12 protein-coding genes and 2 pseudogenes are annotated in these 14,172 nt (G+C 71.9%); 7 read left to right on the top strand and 7 right to left on the bottom strand.

Translation table 11 applies throughout. The annotated features are described in order from the left end of the window. Positions 1-681 precede the first annotated feature (681 nt). Together ACFWM7_RS26070 and ptsP are read left to right on the top strand one after the other, a co-directional pair. The gene (locus ACFWM7_RS26070) at positions 682-1,131 is read left to right on the top strand and encodes a PTS glucose transporter subunit IIA (protein WP_010057444.1); all 450 of its coding nucleotides are present in this window, start codon (positions 682-684) and stop codon (positions 1,129-1,131) included. 76 nt (positions 1,132-1,207) lie between these two features. Then, positions 1,208-2,878 carry a phosphoenolpyruvate--protein phosphotransferase gene (gene ptsP / locus ACFWM7_RS26065; protein WP_383264682.1) on the top strand — a complete coding sequence of 557 codons (1,671 nt, stop codon included), beginning with the start codon at positions 1,208-1,210 and terminating at the stop codon, positions 2,876-2,878. A gap of 85 nt (positions 2,879-2,963) precedes the next feature. On the opposite strand, the gene ACFWM7_RS26060 is transcribed toward ptsP, so the two are convergent. Together ACFWM7_RS26060 and ACFWM7_RS26055 are read right to left on the bottom strand one after the other, a co-directional pair. Beyond that, positions 2,964-3,935 (bottom strand): hypothetical protein, encoded by a 972-nt coding sequence (locus ACFWM7_RS26060; protein WP_383264679.1) that lies wholly within the window; start codon positions 3,933-3,935, stop codon positions 2,964-2,966. Positions 3,936-3,998: 63 nt separating this feature from the next. Further along, on the bottom strand, positions 3,999-5,981 hold the full coding sequence (locus ACFWM7_RS26055; protein WP_383264675.1) for an acetoacetate--CoA ligase: 1,983 nt from the start codon (positions 5,979-5,981) through the stop codon (positions 3,999-4,001). 219 nt (positions 5,982-6,200) lie between these two features. On the opposite strand from ACFWM7_RS26055, the gene ACFWM7_RS26050 reads away from it, so the two are divergent. Next, positions 6,201-8,564: a glycoside hydrolase family 31 protein gene (locus tag ACFWM7_RS26050; protein WP_383264672.1), complete on the top strand. Its 2,364-nt coding sequence runs from the start codon at positions 6,201-6,203 to the stop codon at positions 8,562-8,564. 60 nt (positions 8,565-8,624) lie between these two features. Here ACFWM7_RS26050 and ACFWM7_RS26045 read toward each other — a convergent pair whose 3' ends face one another. Then, positions 8,625-9,179, bottom strand: coding sequence for an NUDIX domain-containing protein (locus tag ACFWM7_RS26045; RefSeq protein ID WP_383264669.1), 555 nt, complete (start codon positions 9,177-9,179; stop codon positions 8,625-8,627). Between the two features lie 70 nt (positions 9,180-9,249). Here ACFWM7_RS26045 and ACFWM7_RS26040 point away from each other — a divergent pair, with 70 nt between their 5' ends. From ACFWM7_RS26040 to ACFWM7_RS26025, 4 genes and pseudogenes are all read left to right on the top strand, one after another. Then, a complete protein-coding gene (locus ACFWM7_RS26040) occupies positions 9,250-10,047 on the top strand; it encodes a M15 family metallopeptidase (protein WP_383264685.1) in 798 nt (265 codons plus the stop codon). A 107-nt stretch (positions 10,048-10,154) separates the two neighbouring features. Then, complete coding sequence (locus ACFWM7_RS26035; RefSeq protein ID WP_383264666.1) at positions 10,155-10,514, top strand: Mpo1-like protein; 360 nt, start codon at positions 10,155-10,157, stop codon at positions 10,512-10,514. An 84-nt stretch (positions 10,515-10,598) separates the two neighbouring features. Next, the gene (locus ACFWM7_RS26030; protein ID WP_383264663.1) at positions 10,599-11,063 is read left to right on the top strand and encodes a Zn-ribbon domain-containing OB-fold protein; all 465 of its coding nucleotides are present in this window, start codon (positions 10,599-10,601) and stop codon (positions 11,061-11,063) included. Further along, positions 11,060-11,940 (top strand): annotated as a pseudogene (locus ACFWM7_RS26025) (beta-ketoacyl synthase N-terminal-like domain-containing protein). Before ACFWM7_RS26030 ends, ACFWM7_RS26025 begins: the two are co-directional and overlap by 4 nt. Positions 11,941-12,103: 163 nt before the next feature. On the opposite strand, the gene ACFWM7_RS26020 reads toward ACFWM7_RS26025, so the two are convergent. The 4 genes and pseudogenes from ACFWM7_RS26020 to ACFWM7_RS26005 all read right to left on the bottom strand — a co-directional run. Further along, on the bottom strand, positions 12,104-12,712 hold the full coding sequence (locus ACFWM7_RS26020) for an ATP/GTP-binding protein (RefSeq protein WP_383264660.1): 609 nt from the start codon (positions 12,710-12,712) through the stop codon (positions 12,104-12,106). After that, a complete protein-coding gene (locus tag ACFWM7_RS26015; RefSeq protein ID WP_383264657.1) occupies positions 12,693-13,130 on the bottom strand; it encodes a DUF742 domain-containing protein in 438 nt (145 codons plus the stop codon). Before ACFWM7_RS26015 ends, ACFWM7_RS26020 begins: the two co-directional genes overlap by 20 nt. A gap of 11 nt (positions 13,131-13,141) precedes the next feature. Next, positions 13,142-13,585 carry a roadblock/LC7 domain-containing protein gene (locus ACFWM7_RS26010; RefSeq protein ID WP_007446101.1) on the bottom strand — a complete coding sequence of 148 codons (444 nt, stop codon included), beginning with the start codon at positions 13,583-13,585 and terminating at the stop codon, positions 13,142-13,144. Continuing rightward, positions 13,582-14,172: pseudogene (locus ACFWM7_RS26005) on the bottom strand (histidine kinase); the annotation flags it as partial. The gene ACFWM7_RS26010 and the pseudogene ACFWM7_RS26005, both read right to left, overlap by 4 nt.

The raw sequence follows: 14,172 nt of genomic DNA, 5'->3' as shown, positions 1-14,172 counted from the left end.
TCTCCGTGAATGTTTACCCGTAATCGGGTGCACACACACGAGAGCGGAACAACCGGTCGGAATAAGACCCGTTGTTCACAGCATCCTCGCTGGGTATTTCAAAAGGAACCGCGTCCCGACCGAACGGCCGGAGACGGGGTATCAACATATCTGGCGTTGACTTTTGGCACGCTGTTGAGTTCTCAAGGAACGGACGCTTCCTTTGGTCCCGTATCACCGGGGCCCTCCGGGCGCTTCCCTTCGTTTTCTTCTTTGTCTTGCGTTTCCGACTCTATCAGACTCTTTCCAGTGTCTGACTCCCGGTCGAAACAGGTTCTGCATTTCGCCTTCGGGTAATTCGCTTTCGCGCTTTTCCCTTTCGGCGGGTCCGACTCTATCAGGCCTTTTCCGTCTCATTGACCACGGTCCTGCGGGCATGCCGAAGGAAGGTTCATGGTTAGGATCTGGGCTTGAAGGTCGCCGCCGACCCCCGACTCAAAGTCGCGTTGGGGTCAGGCAGGAGTACGACAGTACAGGCCGCCGGGGATCGAGGCAAATCGTTTCTGGTGCACCCCTAGGTCCGTCAAGCGGTAGGTCTCGGGCGGAACCGGGACTTCATATGACTTACTCTGCTGAGCAGTACGCCGTCCCCCATCAGTCGCGGCGGCGACACCTGAATCTCCACCCCCTGGGAGGCTCCCTATGACCAACGTGACGTCCCCTCTTGCTGGACGCGCCATCGGACTCACCGCGGTTCCCGACCCGGTCTTCTCCGGCGCGATGGTCGGTCCCGGCACCGCCATCGACCCCGTACGTGAGCCCTCCGAGGCCGTGTCCCCGGTGGACGGCATCGTCGTCTCCCTTCACCCCCACGCGTTCGTCGTCGTCGACGCGGACGGGCACGGGGTCCTGACGCACCTCGGCATCGACACCGTCCAGCTCAACGGCGAGGGCTTCGAGCTTCTCGTGAACAAGGGGGACACCGTGACCCGGGGCCAGGGCATCGTGCGCTGGGACCCGGTCGCCGTCGAGGCCGCCGGCAAGTCACCCATCTGCCCGATCGTGGCCCTGGAGGCCACCGCCGAGTCGCTCTCCGATGTCCGTGAGGACGGGGACGTGAAGATCGGCGACACGCTGTTCGGCTGGCAGTAGCGCCTCGGGCGCAGTCACCAGCCAGTTGCACAACCACCGCGGTGACTCGGTCACCGCACAACCGGAGACGGGTGAAATGGAGACAACGCTGCGAGGCGTCGGCGTGAGCCACGGTGTGGCCATCGGCGAGGTTCGGCACATGGGTACGGCGGTGCTGGAGCCGCCCGCCAAATCGATCCCCGCCGAGGAGGCCGAGCGCGAACAGGGGCGTGCCCGGCAGGCGGTGGAAGCCGTGGCGGCCGATCTGGTCGCGCGCGGCAATCTGGCCGGCGGCGAGGCACAGCACGTGCTCGAGGCGCAGGCCATGATGGCGCAGGACCCCGAGCTGATGTCCGATGTCGATCGGCGTATCGCCGTGGGCAGCACCGCCGAGCGTGCCGTGTACGACGCGTTCGCCGCGTACCGTGCGCTGCTCGCCAATGCCGGGGAGTACCTGGCGGGGCGGGTCGCGGACCTCGACGACGTACGGAACCGGATCGTGGCGCGGTTGCTCGGTGTGCCGATGCCCGGTGTGCCGGACAGCGACGAGCCGTATGTGCTGATCGCCCGCGACCTGGCGCCGGCCGACACCGCGCTCCTCGACCCGACGCTCGTGCTCGGCTTCGTGACCGAGGAGGGCGGGCCGACCAGCCACAGCGCGATCCTGGCGCGGGCGCTCGGCGTTCCGGCCGTGGTGGCGCTGCCCGGCGCCGGTGAGCTGGCCGAGGGCACGGTTGTCGCGGTGGACGGCAGCACGGGTGAGATCTTCGTCGACCCGAGTGCGGAGAAGCGGGCCGAGATGGAGGCCGCCGCTGCCGCTCGTAAGGCTGCGCTGTCCGCCTCCACCGGTCCCGGTGCCACATCGGACGGGCACAAGGTGCCGCTGCTCGCCAATGTCGGCGGCCCGGGCGATGTGCCCGCCGCGGTCGAGGCGGGGGCCGAGGGCGTCGGGCTGTTCCGGACCGAGTTCCTGTTCCTGGACGACAGCAAGCAGGCTCCTTCCGAGGAGAAGCAGGTCGCGGCTTACCGTGCGGTGCTGGAGGCGTTCCCCGAGGGGCGCGTCGTCGTGCGCGTGCTGGACGCCGGCGCGGACAAGCCGCTGGACTTCCTGACGCCGGCCGACGAGCCGAACCCGGCGCTCGGCGTCCGTGGGCTGCGGAGCCTGCTGGACCACCCCGAGGTGCTGCGTACCCAGCTGACCGCGCTGGCGAAGGCCGCCGAGGGTCTGCCGGTGTACCTGGAGGTCATGGCCCCCATGGTCGCCGACCGCATCGACGCCAAGGCATTCGCGGACGCGTGCCGTGAGGCGGGGCTGCGGGCGAAGTTCGGCGCGATGGTGGAGATTCCGTCCGCCGCTCTGCGGGCGCGGTCGATCCTCCAGGAGGTCGAGTTCCTGTCGCTGGGCACCAACGACCTGGCGCAGTACACCTTCGCGGCCGACCGTCAGGTGGGCGCGGTGTCGCGGCTCCAGGACCCGTGGCAGCCGGCGCTGCTGGATCTCGTGGCGCTGTCCGCCGAGGCCGCTCGTGCCGAGGGCAAGAGCTGCGGTGTCTGCGGGGAGGCCGCCGCCGATCCGCTGCTGGCCTGTGTGCTGACGGGTCTGGGTGTCACCTCGCTCTCCATGGGTGCGGCGTCCATTCCTTATGTGCGGGCCACGCTGGCCAAGTACACGCTGGCGCAGTGCGAGCGGGCGGCGAACGCCGCTCGGTCGGCCGACTCGGCCGACGAGGCGCGCAGCGCGGCGCAGGCCGTGCTCTCGGGCGAGTAGGCAGTAGGCAGTAGGCAGTAACAGCAAGAATTCCGGGGAGGGGTCTTCCGCCGTTGGCGGGAGGCCCCTCCCCTTTGTCGCTTTGTCAGCGGTGGGTTTCCGGGGGCTCGGCTCCGATGTCGAATCCCGCGCAATACTCCACCCCGGATTCCGGGGAGACGGGCTCTCCGGTGTCCGCGTCCGTGCAGTAGGCGTTGAAGACCTCGCCGGCGGTGAGCGGGGCGAGGCCGCCGTGGGCCAAGCGCCAGCCGTGGACGCGGTCCGGGCTGTCGGGGGCGCTGGTGCGCAGGACGACTCCGCCGCGCGATTCCAGGGCGACGGCCACCGCGAGGACGGTGGCGAACTCCGCGCCCTCCGCGCTGTCGAGGCGGGCCGGTCCTGTGGTGTCGCGGTGGGTGTGGAGCACGGCCAGGAGCTGGTCGTTGTCCGTCGGGACACTGCACACCAGGTGGTGGGCGCCCGGTCCCGCCGTTTCCAGCAGGCGCATGAGCAGGTGCGAGGCGCGGTCGAAAGCCGCGCGTCCGATGTCCTGGCCGCAGTCGGCGCAGGTGCCGAGGTCGGCGAGGAGGAGGGTGGCGTACTCCCAGGTGGCCTGGCGGACCGCGCGGGAGACGAGGACGGGGATGAGGTCGTCGAGGCTCTGGCCGGTGTAGGCGACCGTGGCTCCGGCGGCGGCGATCTCGGCGGTGAAGCGGCTGCGGCTGGCGCCGGTGTCCGCGTCGATTCCGGACTCCGCGCAGAACTCGGCGTAGTCCTCGGGGTCGAAGAGGGCGATCGTGGCGTGCATGCCCTGGGCGGCCAGTGTCTTGAGCAGGCCCTCGACCTGGTGCAGATAGACGGTGTGGTCGTCGAAGGGGAAGGTGCGGTAGTGGCGCATGGCCGCGAAGTCCTGCGCGTCGACGAGGAGGCCGACGGTGCTGGGGGCTTCGCGGCGCAGCGTGCGTCGCAGGGTGGTGGGGTGCGGGGTGCCGTGCCTCCTGGTGCGGTTCTTGCGGTGCGCCGCCTTGAGCGTCGCCTTGTGCTGGGCGTTGTGCCTGGTGTTGTCGGTCTGCGCCATGTGTCCCCCTGTGCGCGGTGAATCCTTGCTCACTCAGCGTAATCAGGGGGACTGACAGTGGCGTTACGCGCGGCGCCTCGCGGCCAGGTCGGCGTAGAAGTGGAGGAGGTCCAGGTTGTCGACGGAGCCCGGGTTGACGGCCTTGGCCAGCTCGGTTCCCTGGAGCAGGCGCTTGACCGGAACCTCGATGCGCTTGCCGGTGAGGGTGTGCGGGATGGCGGGGACCTCGATGACCTCGTCCGGTACGTGGCGCGGGGAGAGGTTGTCGCGGATCGTCCGCTTGATCGCGGCGCGCAGGTCGTCGTCGAGGGTGGCGCCTTCGGCGAGGTGGACGAAGAGCGGCATCCAGTAGCCGCCGTCGGGTTCTTCGAGGCCGATGACGAGGGACTCCCGGATCTCGGGGAGCCGTTCGACGGCCTCGTAGATGTCGGCGGAGCCCATGCGGACGCCCTGGCGGTTCAGGGTGGAGTCGGAACGGCCGTGGATGATCACCGAGCCGCGGTCGGTGATGGTGATCCAGTCGCCGTGGCGCCAGACGCCGGGGTACATGTCGAAGTAGCTGTCGTGGTAGCGGCTGCCGTCGGGGTCGTTCCAGAAGCGGATGGGCATGGACGGGAGGGGGTTGGTGACGACCAGTTCGCCGACTTCGTTGATCAGCGGCTTGCCTGCCGGATCCCAGGACTGGAGGTCGGTGCCCAGACACGGGGCCTGGAGCTCGCCGATGTGGACCGGGAGGGTGGGGACGGCTCCGGCGAAGCAGGAGCAGACGTCGGTGCCGCCGCTGACGGAGGCGATCCAGAGGTCCTCGGCGACCTCGTCGTGGAGCCAGCGGAAGCCGTCGGGCGGGAGCGGGGAGCCGGTGGTGGCGACGCACTGGACGCGGGAGAGGTCGAAGTCGCGGCCGGGGTGGATGTCGGCCTTGCGGCAGGCCATGACGTACGCGGCGGAGGTGCCGTAGAGGGTGGCGCCGGTCTGTTCGGCGACCCGCCACTGGGCGCTGACGTCGGGGTAGCCGGGGCTGCCGTCGTACAGGACGACGGTGGTGCCGGTGAGGAGGCCGGAGACGAGGAAGTTCCACATCATCCAGCCGGTGGAGGTGTACCAGAAGAAGCGGTCCTCGGGGCCGAGGTCGCAGTGCAGGCCGAGCTGCTTGAAGTGTTCGAGCAGGATGCCGCCCTGGGACTGGACGATGGCCTTGGGCAGGCCGGTGGTGCCGGAGGAGTAGAGGACCCAGAGCGGGTGCTCGAAGGGGACCTGTTCGAAGACCGGCTCGGTGTCGGCGGAGGTGAGGGCGGCCCAGGCCAGGGCGCCTTCGGGGGCGTCCGTGCCGAGCAGCGGGATGTGGACGACGGCGCGGAGGGTGGGCAGTTCGCGGCGGAGTTCGGCGACGGTCTCCGTACGGTCGTGCTCCTTGCCGCCGTAGCGGTAGCCGTCGACGGTGAACAGGACGACGGGTTCGATCTGCTGGAACCGGTCGAGGACGCTGCGGGCGCCGAAGTCGGGGGCGCAGGAGGTCCAGACGCCGCCGACGGCCGCGGTGGCGAGGAACGCGACGACGGCCTGCGGGATGTTGGGGAGGTAGCCGCTGACGCGGTCGCCGGGGGTGACGCCGAGGGCGCGGAGTTCGGCGGCGAGCGCGCCGACCTGGCGGCGGAGTTCGGCCCAGCTGATGGGGAGCTGGGTGTGGGTCTCGTCGACGTACAGCAGGGCGGGGGTGTCGGCGCGGGACGGGTCCTCGGCGGTCCGCAGGGCGTGTTCGGCGTAGTTGAGGGTGGCGCCGGGGAACCAGGTGGCGCCGGGCATCGCGCGGTCGCCGAGGACGCTCTCGTACGGGGTGGAGAAGCGGATGTCGAACCAGTCGGCCACCGCACGCCAGAAGGTGTCGAGTTCGTCGACGGACCAGCGGTGGAGCGCCGCGTACCCGCCGTCGGCCGGGGCGCCGTACCGGGTCGCGGCCCAGTTCTGGAAGCGGGTGACGGCCGCGGCCTCGATGCGGTCGGGGCCGGGCTGCCAGAGCGGGGCGTCGTCGGGCGTGGCTGCGGTCATGAGGGCTGCTCCCTGGCTGTACGGGTACGCGGGGTGGGCGTGTCGGTGCCGCACGGGCCGGGATGTGCGCGTGAGCGGCTGACACGGACGATGCCATGTGATCGTCTTCGGCACCAGGGTGGCCCCGCCGTGAGCGGTTCCTTCGCGCCGTGGCCGGCATGGGTGAACGGGAGTTGAACGGAGGGTTCTGCGGGCCGGGCGGGTGGCAGGGTGTGCGCCATGGACGGTCGTGACCTGGTGCGTCGGGTGAGGTTGGTCGGTTCGGTGCGGGGGCTGCGCACGGTGCGCGCGGCGTGGCGGCGCAGGTCCGCGGACGCGGCGGCGCTGCCGGCGCGCGGGGCGGAGCGGGCCCGGGTGCCCGGGGCGGTGACGGGTGCGGAGCCGGGTCCGGGCGGGGGTGTGGTGCGGTTCGCCCGTTCGGAGCTGCGTATCCGTGTGTCGGTGGGCGGTGCGGTGTTCTGGGCGTGGGACGGGGCGGAGCCGCTGCCGTCGTACGCGGTGGCGGGCGAGGCTCCCGCGCCGGACGAGCGGGCGGTGCTGGAGCCGGGCAAGGACGGCGGCTGGCAGGTGGTCTCGGAGCGGCTGACGGTGGTGGTGTCGCGGACCGGGGCGGTGGAGCTGCGGACGCCGGGCGGGGTGCTGTTGCGGCGTGAGCTGCCGCCGCGCTGGTGGGAGCCGGTGGGCGGGGGTCCGGTGCGGTGGGTGCAGCGCTCCGAGGTGCCGGCGGACGCGCGGTTCTTCGGGCTCGGCGGGCGTTCGGGCGGGCCCCGGTTGCGGGACGGGGTGTACCGGCTGTGGAACACCGATCCGGGCGGGCGTTTCGGTCCCGGGGACGATCCGCTGTATCTGACGATGCCGGTGCAGGTGGTGGTGTCGGACGCGGGGACGCATCTGGCGTTCCACGACAACTCCTGGGCGGGGCGGGTGGTGCTGCGGGAGGGCGAGGAGGGAGCCGGTTCGGGGCATGACCGGCCGGGCGCCTGCGAGGTGCGGATGGAGGGCGGGCCGCTGCGCTGCTGGGTGGTGGTGGGGACGCCGGCCCGGGTGCTTCAGGGGTGGACGGCGCTGACGGGCGCGGCGGCGCTGCCGCCGTCCTGGGCGCTGGGGCCGCAGCACGCCCGGTGGGGGTTCGGCAGTGAGGAAGAAGTGCGGCGGGTCGTCGACGGGTACCGGGAGCGGGGGCTGCCGCTGTCCGTGCTGCATCTGGACATCGACCACTACGACGGGCACCGGGTGTTCACGGTGGACCGGGAGCGGTTCCCCGATCTACCCGCGCTGGCGAAGGAGCTGCGCGGGGAAGGGGTGCGGCTGGTGTCGATCGTGGACCCGGCGGTGAAGGCGGAGCCGGGCGACGCGGTGTTCGACGCGGGCCGGGCGGTCGGGGAGCGCGGTGCGTACGTGCGGGACGCGCGGGGGCGGGTGGTGGTCGGGGAGGTGTGGCCGGGGGCCTGCGTCTATCCGGACTTCACCGATCCGCTTGTGCGGGATTGGTGGGGATCTCTGTACGAGGAGCGGCTTGCGCAGGGCTTCTCGGGGATCTGGCACGACATGAACGAGCCCGTGTCCTTCGCGGCGTTCGGGGATCCGTCGCTGCCGCGTTCGGCCCGGCATGTGCTGGAGGGGGCCGGGGGTGATCATCGCGAGGCGCACAACGTGTACGCGCTGGCGATGGCGCGGGCGGGGTACGAGGGGCTGCTCCGGCTGCGGCCCGAGGAGCGGCCGTTCCTCTTCTCGCGGTCGGGCTGGGCGGGGATGCAGAGGTACGGGGGCACCTGGTCCGGTGATGTGTCGACGGGGTGGCCGGGGCTGCGGGCGTCGTTGTCGCTGGTGGTGGGGCTCGGGCTGTGCGGCGTGCCGTACTCGGGTCCGGATGTGGGCGGGTTCGACGGGTTCCCGTCGCCGGAGCTGTATCTGCGGTGGTTCCAGTTGGGGGCGTATCTGCCGTTGTTCCGTACGCACTCGGCGATCGACGCGGGGCGGCGGGAGCCGTGGGAGTTCGGGCCGGAGGTACTGGAGCACGCGCGGGCGGCGCTGGTGGAGCGGGAGCGGCTGCACCCGTACTTCGTGTCGCTGTCACATGTGGCGCGGCTGTCGGGTGCGCCCTATGTACGGCCGGTGTGGTGGGGTGCGCCGGGCGACCGGGCGCTGCGGGAGTGCGAGGACGCGTTCCTGCTGGGCGATGCGCTGCTGGTGGCTCCGGTGCTGGAGCCCGGGGTGCGGCGGCGGGCGGTGCGGCTGCCGAGGGGGCGGTGGTACGACACGGTGACCGGGCGGGCGTACGAGGGGCCGGGCCAGGTGCTGGTCGACGCCCCGCTGTCGGGGGTGCCGGTGCTGGCGCGGGCGGGCGCGGTGATTCCGGTACGGGGTGCGGACGGCGAACCGGAGCTGGAGGTGTGGGCGCCCGCGCCGGGGCGGACCGGCGGCGGGCTGGTGGTACGGGACGCGGGTGACGGATGGACGGAGGCGGAGGTCGAGCGGTATGCGACGCGGTGGGAGGACGGCCGCGTGGTGGTGGGGCGGGGCGGCGGGGAGGGTGAGGTCGACTGCCGGGTGTGGGTGCGGGGGGTGCCGGACGGTTTCTAGGGCCTGGGACAGGCGTCCGTACGCGTCGGCCCCTGCGGAGTCGGTTCGGCCCCGGCGCCCTCAGCCGTAGCGCCCCGCGAACCAGGCGTCGGCGGCCTCCGTGTGCAGCGGGAAGGCCAGGGGGCGGGGGCCGTACAGGATGTCGTAGCCGGATGTCTCGTCGGTCGGGGTCGAGGGCGGCAGGCTCGCGAGGGGGCGGGGCGGGAGGAGGCCGAAGACCAGGAGGTGGCCGTCGGTGTCGCTGAGGGCGTCGGCGAGCCGGACGTCCTGTGCGGTCGCCTCGATGCCGGTCTCCTCGCGGAGTTCGCGGGCCACCGCCGTACGCCAGTCCTCGGCATGGTCGATGAACCCGCCGGGCAGGGCCGCGCCGCCCTTCTGCGGCTCGATGGTGCGGGTGATGACGACGAGTCCGGTGGAGCGCGGGCCGGTGACCGGCAGCAGGGCCACCGCGACGGGGAGCGGGTTGCGGTAGGCGGTGGCTCCGCAGTGCGTACAGGTGCGGGGCCAGGCGTCGGCGGACGGGAGGGCGGCGTACGGGGCTCCGCACGTGCCGCAGTGGGAGTCCCGTACGTACCGGGGCGGCTGCGGGAAGGGGCTGTTGCCGGGTTCGGACACGGGCGGACTGTATCGGACGGGTTCTTCCGCGCGCGCCGCCCAACTGATAGACGGTGTGCCCATGACAGGAATGCGTACCGCTCTGCGTGCCCTGGCCACCACGGCCGCCGCCCTCCTCGCCGCCACCACCCTCTCCCCCGCCGCCCAGGCGCGCCCCGAACCACGGGCCCCCGAGGAGTTCGTGGCGCTGCGTTCGGTGGATCCGACGATCATCCAGGAGATGCGTTACACCACGGCGCACACCTTCATGGGTGAGCGGGTGGACGGGTACCGGCAGCCGGTCTGCATCGTGACCCGGCCGGCCGCGCGCGCCCTGCACCTGGCGCAGAAGCGGCTGTTGCGTCAGGGGTATTCACTGAAGGTGTACGACTGCTACCGGCCGCAGCGGGCCGTGGACCACTTCGTGCGATGGGCAAAGGATCTCGACGACCAGTCGATGAAGGGGGAGTTCTATCCGCGGGTCGACAAGTCCCGCCTGTTCGAGGACGGTTACATCGCGGAGAAGTCCGGGCACAGCCGGGGCAGCACGGTGGACCTGACCCTGGTCAAGCTCCCCGCCCTGCCGACCAGGCCGTACCGTCCGGGTGAGCGGTTGAGCCCCTGCTTCTGGCCGCAGGACGAGCGGTTCCCCGACAACTCGATGGACATGGGCACCGGTTACGACTGCTTCGACACCTTGTCGCACACGGATGATCCGCGGGTGCAGGGGGCTCAGCGCGCCAACCGGCAGTTGCTGAAGCGGACGTTGACCGAGGTGGGGTTCGTGAACCTGCCGGAGGAGTGGTGGCACTTCACCTTCAAGCCCGAGCTGTTCCCGGACACCTACTTCGACTTCCCGGTGGATCGCAGGTCGGTAGGCAGGCCCTGAACAGAACGGGCGACCGGGACCACCCCCGTGGGCTCCGGCCGCCCGTTCTTCATTTCGGACGCGAAAGAGGCGTGTTCGGTTGCCGATCGGGCGGCTACGGTGCCCGTATGTCACAGCAGACGTTCGATACGTACGAGGAATTCTGGCCGTACTACGTGGCGATGCACTCCCGGGCCGCCACCCGCTGGGTCCATCTGACCGGCACCCTGACCGGGCTCGCGATCTCCGCATACGGGCTCGCACGGGGCCGGAAACGGTATCTGGCGGCCCTGCCGCTCATCGGGTACGGCACGGCGTGGCCCGCGCACTTCCTGATCGAGAAGAACAACCCGGCCACGTTCGGGCATCCGGCGTGGTCGCTGCGCGGGGACGCGCAGATGATCCGGACGATGCTCGCCGGCCGGGACGCGGAGCTGGCGGAGATCGCGGCGAAGTGGCTGGCCGAGCACGGGGAGGACATCCCCTAGGGCTGCTCGGCCGCACCCCTCGCCGAGGAAGGGCTCCCGTGGCACACTTCTGACGTACCGTCAAATCCAGTGCCGGGAGGGGCTTTGTCGCGCACGCGCACACCCGTGGTGGCCGGTTGGTTCACCGAGGACGCCACGGAAGAGGATTTCCGGCTCCTGGGCACCCGCTGCTCCGGCTGCCGGTCGGTCCACTTCCCCCGGGAGGACGGTCACTGCCGCAACCCGGGCTGTCCCGGCGGGGAGTTGGAGGAGGTGCCGCTGTCCGAGCGCGGCACGGTGTGGTCCTGCACCGACGGGCGCTACCGGCCGCCGCCCCCGTACGTCAGCGACCCCGACGCCCCCTGGACTCCGTACACGCTGGTCGCCGTCGAGCTGGCCGACGAGCGCATGGTGGTGCTCGGGCAGGCCGCCCCGGGGGTGGGCGTGGCCGATCTCCCCGTCGGCTCGGTGGTGGAGGTCGTGCCGGGCGTCCTGGACGAGGGCCGGGCGACGGGCACCGTGCACACGACCTGGCACTGGCGTCCCGTACCGGCGAAGGGCCAATCATGACCGGCGAGGTGGCCGTCCTCGGGGCCGGGATGCATCCGTGGGGCAAGTGGGGGCGCGGCTTCGTCACGTACGGCCGGATCGCGGCGCGGGCCGCGCTCGCGGACGCGGGCATCGACTGGACCGAGGTGCGGTCGGTGGTCGGCGCGCAGACGGTGCGCGGGGGCTACCCGGGGTACGTGGCGGGGGGCGACGTTCGCCCGGGCCCTCGGGTGGCAGGAGGCGCGGGTGGCGTCCGTGTACGCGGCGTGCGCCTCCGGGGCGCAGGCCATCGACACGGCGCGGGCGCAGATCCTGGCGGGACTGGCGGACGTGGTGCTGGTCGTGGGGGCCGACGCCGCGCCCAAGGGGTTCTTCGCCCCGGCGGGCGGGGAGCGGCCGGACGATCCGGACTGGCTGCGCTTCCGGGTGCTCGGGGCGACGAATCCGGCGTACTTCGGGCTGTACGCCCGCCGCCGCATGGCGCTGTACGGGGACACTGGATCCGTCACCCGAGAGCTTCCGGTCCTCGATCACGCGGACGGCGTACGAGGAGGCGGGGATCGGGCCCGCGGACCTCTCGCTGGCGGAGGTCTACGACCTGTCCACCGCACTGGAGTTGGAGTGGTACGAGGACATCGGGCTGTGCGGTCCGGGCGAGGGGGCGAAGCTCCTGCGCTCGGGGGCGACCGCGCTGGGCGGCCGGGTTCCGGTGAACGCGAGCGGCGGTCTGGCCTCGTTCGGCGAGGCGGTCCCCGCCCAGGCGATCGCGCAGGTCTGCGAGCTGACCCGGCAGTTGCGCGGACGGGCCGGACAGCGGCAGGTGCCGGGCGCCCGGGTCGGCATCACGGCGAACCAGGGGCTGTTCGGGCACGGGTCGGCGGTGGTGGCGGTCCGTTGAGTCCCGATGCCCGCTCAACAGCTTTTCTGTGTCCCGGACTTGACTGGCCGTCACGGCAGCAGAACACTCAGGACCCGGCGCGCCGGGCGACGTGCGGCTCGTACCCCTGTCGGCGGGGGTACGGGCCGTACGCGTAACGGAATCGGCCCCGGCTCAGAGCCGGTCAGGTGGCGACGGGTTCGCGGGCCAGTGCCGCGCGCTCCAGGGCGTGTTCCACGACCGCGATCAGGACGTCCCGCACGGAGGACCGGTCCCGGGCGTCGCAGACGAGCACCGGGACCTCGGGGTCGAGGTCGAGCGCGGTCCGCACGGTCTGGGTGGGGAACCGCTCGGCTCCCTCGAAGGTGTTGACGGCGACCGTGAACGGGATCCGCCTGCGCTCGAAGTAGTCGACCGCGGCGAAGCAGTCCTCCAGCCGCCGGGTGTCGGCCAGGACGACCGCGCCCAGGGAGCCCTGGGCCAACTCGTCCCACAGGAACCAGAAGCGGTCCTGGCCGGGTGTGCCGAACAGGTAGAGGACCAGGTCCTCCCGGAGCGTGATCCGGCCGAAGTCCATCGCGACCGTGGTGGTGGTCTTGGACTCGACCCCGTCCAGATCGTCCACCGGGCGGCCCGCCTCGCTGAGGCGTTCCTCGGTGCGCAGCGGCCTGATCTCGCTGACCGCGCCTACCGCGGTCGTCTTGCCGACGCCGAACCCGCCCGCCACCAGGATCTTCAGGGTGACGGGCTCGACGGGCCGCTGCTTGACGCGGCTAGAGCGCCCGAAGGCCATTGATTACCTCGCGAAGAATGTTCACGTCCGGCAGCTCGGCCGGCGGAACGGGTCGGGTGACGTGCACCAGCTCGTCCTCGACGAGATCGCCGACCAGGACCCGTACCACCCCTACGGGGAGGTCGAGGTCGGCGGAGAGCTCGGCGATCGACTGGGGTCTGTCGCTGCAGAGTTCGACGATCGTCACGTGTTCGGGGGCGAGCGTCTGGTCCCGGCCGGGATCGTCGGCGGCCGGTTCCGGCACGACGAGCGCGATCAGGTCGAGGCGGTGCCGGGAGGCGCTGCTCGTACGCCCCCGAGTCATCGCGTACGGACGGACCACCGGTCCCGCGTCCGCGTCGTACCACCGCGAGGACTGGGGGTCGGCGGTCCCGTCCGGGGATCCGGGGCCGGTGCCCCGGGGGGAGTCGGCGCTCATGCCCGCCACGCTCAGCCTCCGGCGGGCAGACCGGTCGTCCGTGGGGCGTTGGCCAGATGGGCCCCCACGCGCTTGACCATCAGCGTCATCTCGTACGCGACCTGGCCCACGTCGGAGTCGGCCTCGGCCAGGACGGCGAGGCAGCTTCCGTCGCCGGCCGCCGTGACGAAGAGGAACGCCTCGTCCAGTTCGACGACGGTCTGGCGCACCCGGCCCGCGTCGAAGTGGTGGCCCACGCCCTTGGCGAGGCTGTGGAACCCGGAGGCGACGGCGGCGAGATGCTCGCTGTCCTCGCGGGTCAGGTCCGCCGAGGCGCCGGTGGCGAGTCCGTCGCTGGAGAGCACCAGCGCCTTGCGGATGCTGGCGACGCGCTGGACGAGTTCGTCGAGCAGCCAGTTCAGTTCGCCCGAGCCGTGGCGTGCGGGGTTGTGTGCTGCGGCGTTCGGTGCGGTCATCGACCGTCCCCTCCCGGAGTGGTTCCTGGTGCTGTGCCACCGGGGTCGCCGGTGTTCGCGGTGTCCTCGGCGGTTTCGGTGGTCGCGGTGTTCTCGGTTGTCCCGGTGCTTTCGGTTGTCCCGGTGTTCTCAGTGGTCTCAGTGGTCTCGGCGTTCTGCTGACGGCCGCGCTGCCAGCCGCGCTGGAGCGAGGCCATGCGGTCGCGTACCTCGTCGGCGTCGCGCTCGGCGTCGTCGAACGAGTCCACGGGGGCCCGGTGCACCGTCCGTTCCGCGGAGTCCTCACGGAGCTGGCGGGCGAGGCTGGCCTGCCGGACCCGCCGGGGCAGTCCGCCCACGGTGTCGGGCGCCGGTGGGCCGGCCGCCGGGGTCTCCTCGTGCGCGGCCCCCGGCCTGCGGAGCGGCTCGGGTGCGCGCGGGGGCTCGGTCGAGCGGGACGGCTCGGCGGTGCGCGGTGCGTCTGTCGTGTCCGCCGTGCGTCGGGCGGCGGCTCGCGTGGTCCAGGGGGCGTCGGAGGTACGGGGCCTGGCGGCCGCCTCGGGGGTCCGGTCGGCGGTGCGCCGAACCGGGCCGGTGGCCTTCAGGGG

Origin of the sequence: Streptomyces sp. NPDC058375, from assembly GCF_042723425.1 — a bacterium.
Taxonomy (GTDB): Bacteria; Actinomycetota; Actinomycetes; order Streptomycetales; family Streptomycetaceae; genus Streptomyces; species Streptomyces durocortorensis.
This window is presented reverse-complemented; position numbering and strand designations above follow the sequence as displayed.

Coding starts and splice junctions, on each gene's coding strand:
- ACFWM7_RS26070 (WP_010057444.1), top strand. CDS start 682: ATGACCAACGTGACGTCCCCTCTTGCTGGACGCGCCATCGGACTCACC.
- ptsP (WP_383264682.1), top strand. CDS start 1,208: ATGGAGACAACGCTGCGAGGCGTCGGCGTGAGCCACGGTGTGGCCATC.
- ACFWM7_RS26060 (WP_383264679.1), bottom strand. CDS start 3,935: ATGGCGCAGACCGACAACACCAGGCACAACGCCCAGCACAAGGCGACG.
- ACFWM7_RS26055 (WP_383264675.1), bottom strand. CDS start 5,981: ATGACCGCAGCCACGCCCGACGACGCCCCGCTCTGGCAGCCCGGCCCC.
- ACFWM7_RS26050 (WP_383264672.1), top strand. CDS start 6,201: ATGGACGGTCGTGACCTGGTGCGTCGGGTGAGGTTGGTCGGTTCGGTG.
- ACFWM7_RS26040 (WP_383264685.1), top strand. CDS start 9,250: ATGCGTACCGCTCTGCGTGCCCTGGCCACCACGGCCGCCGCCCTCCTC.
- ACFWM7_RS26035 (WP_383264666.1), top strand. CDS start 10,155: ATGTCACAGCAGACGTTCGATACGTACGAGGAATTCTGGCCGTACTAC.
- ACFWM7_RS26020 (WP_383264660.1), bottom strand. CDS start 12,712: ATGGCCTTCGGGCGCTCTAGCCGCGTCAAGCAGCGGCCCGTCGAGCCC.
- ACFWM7_RS26015 (WP_383264657.1), bottom strand. CDS start 13,130: ATGAGCGCCGACTCCCCCCGGGGCACCGGCCCCGGATCCCCGGACGGG.
- ACFWM7_RS26010 (WP_007446101.1), bottom strand. CDS start 13,585: ATGACCGCACCGAACGCCGCAGCACACAACCCCGCACGCCACGGCTCG.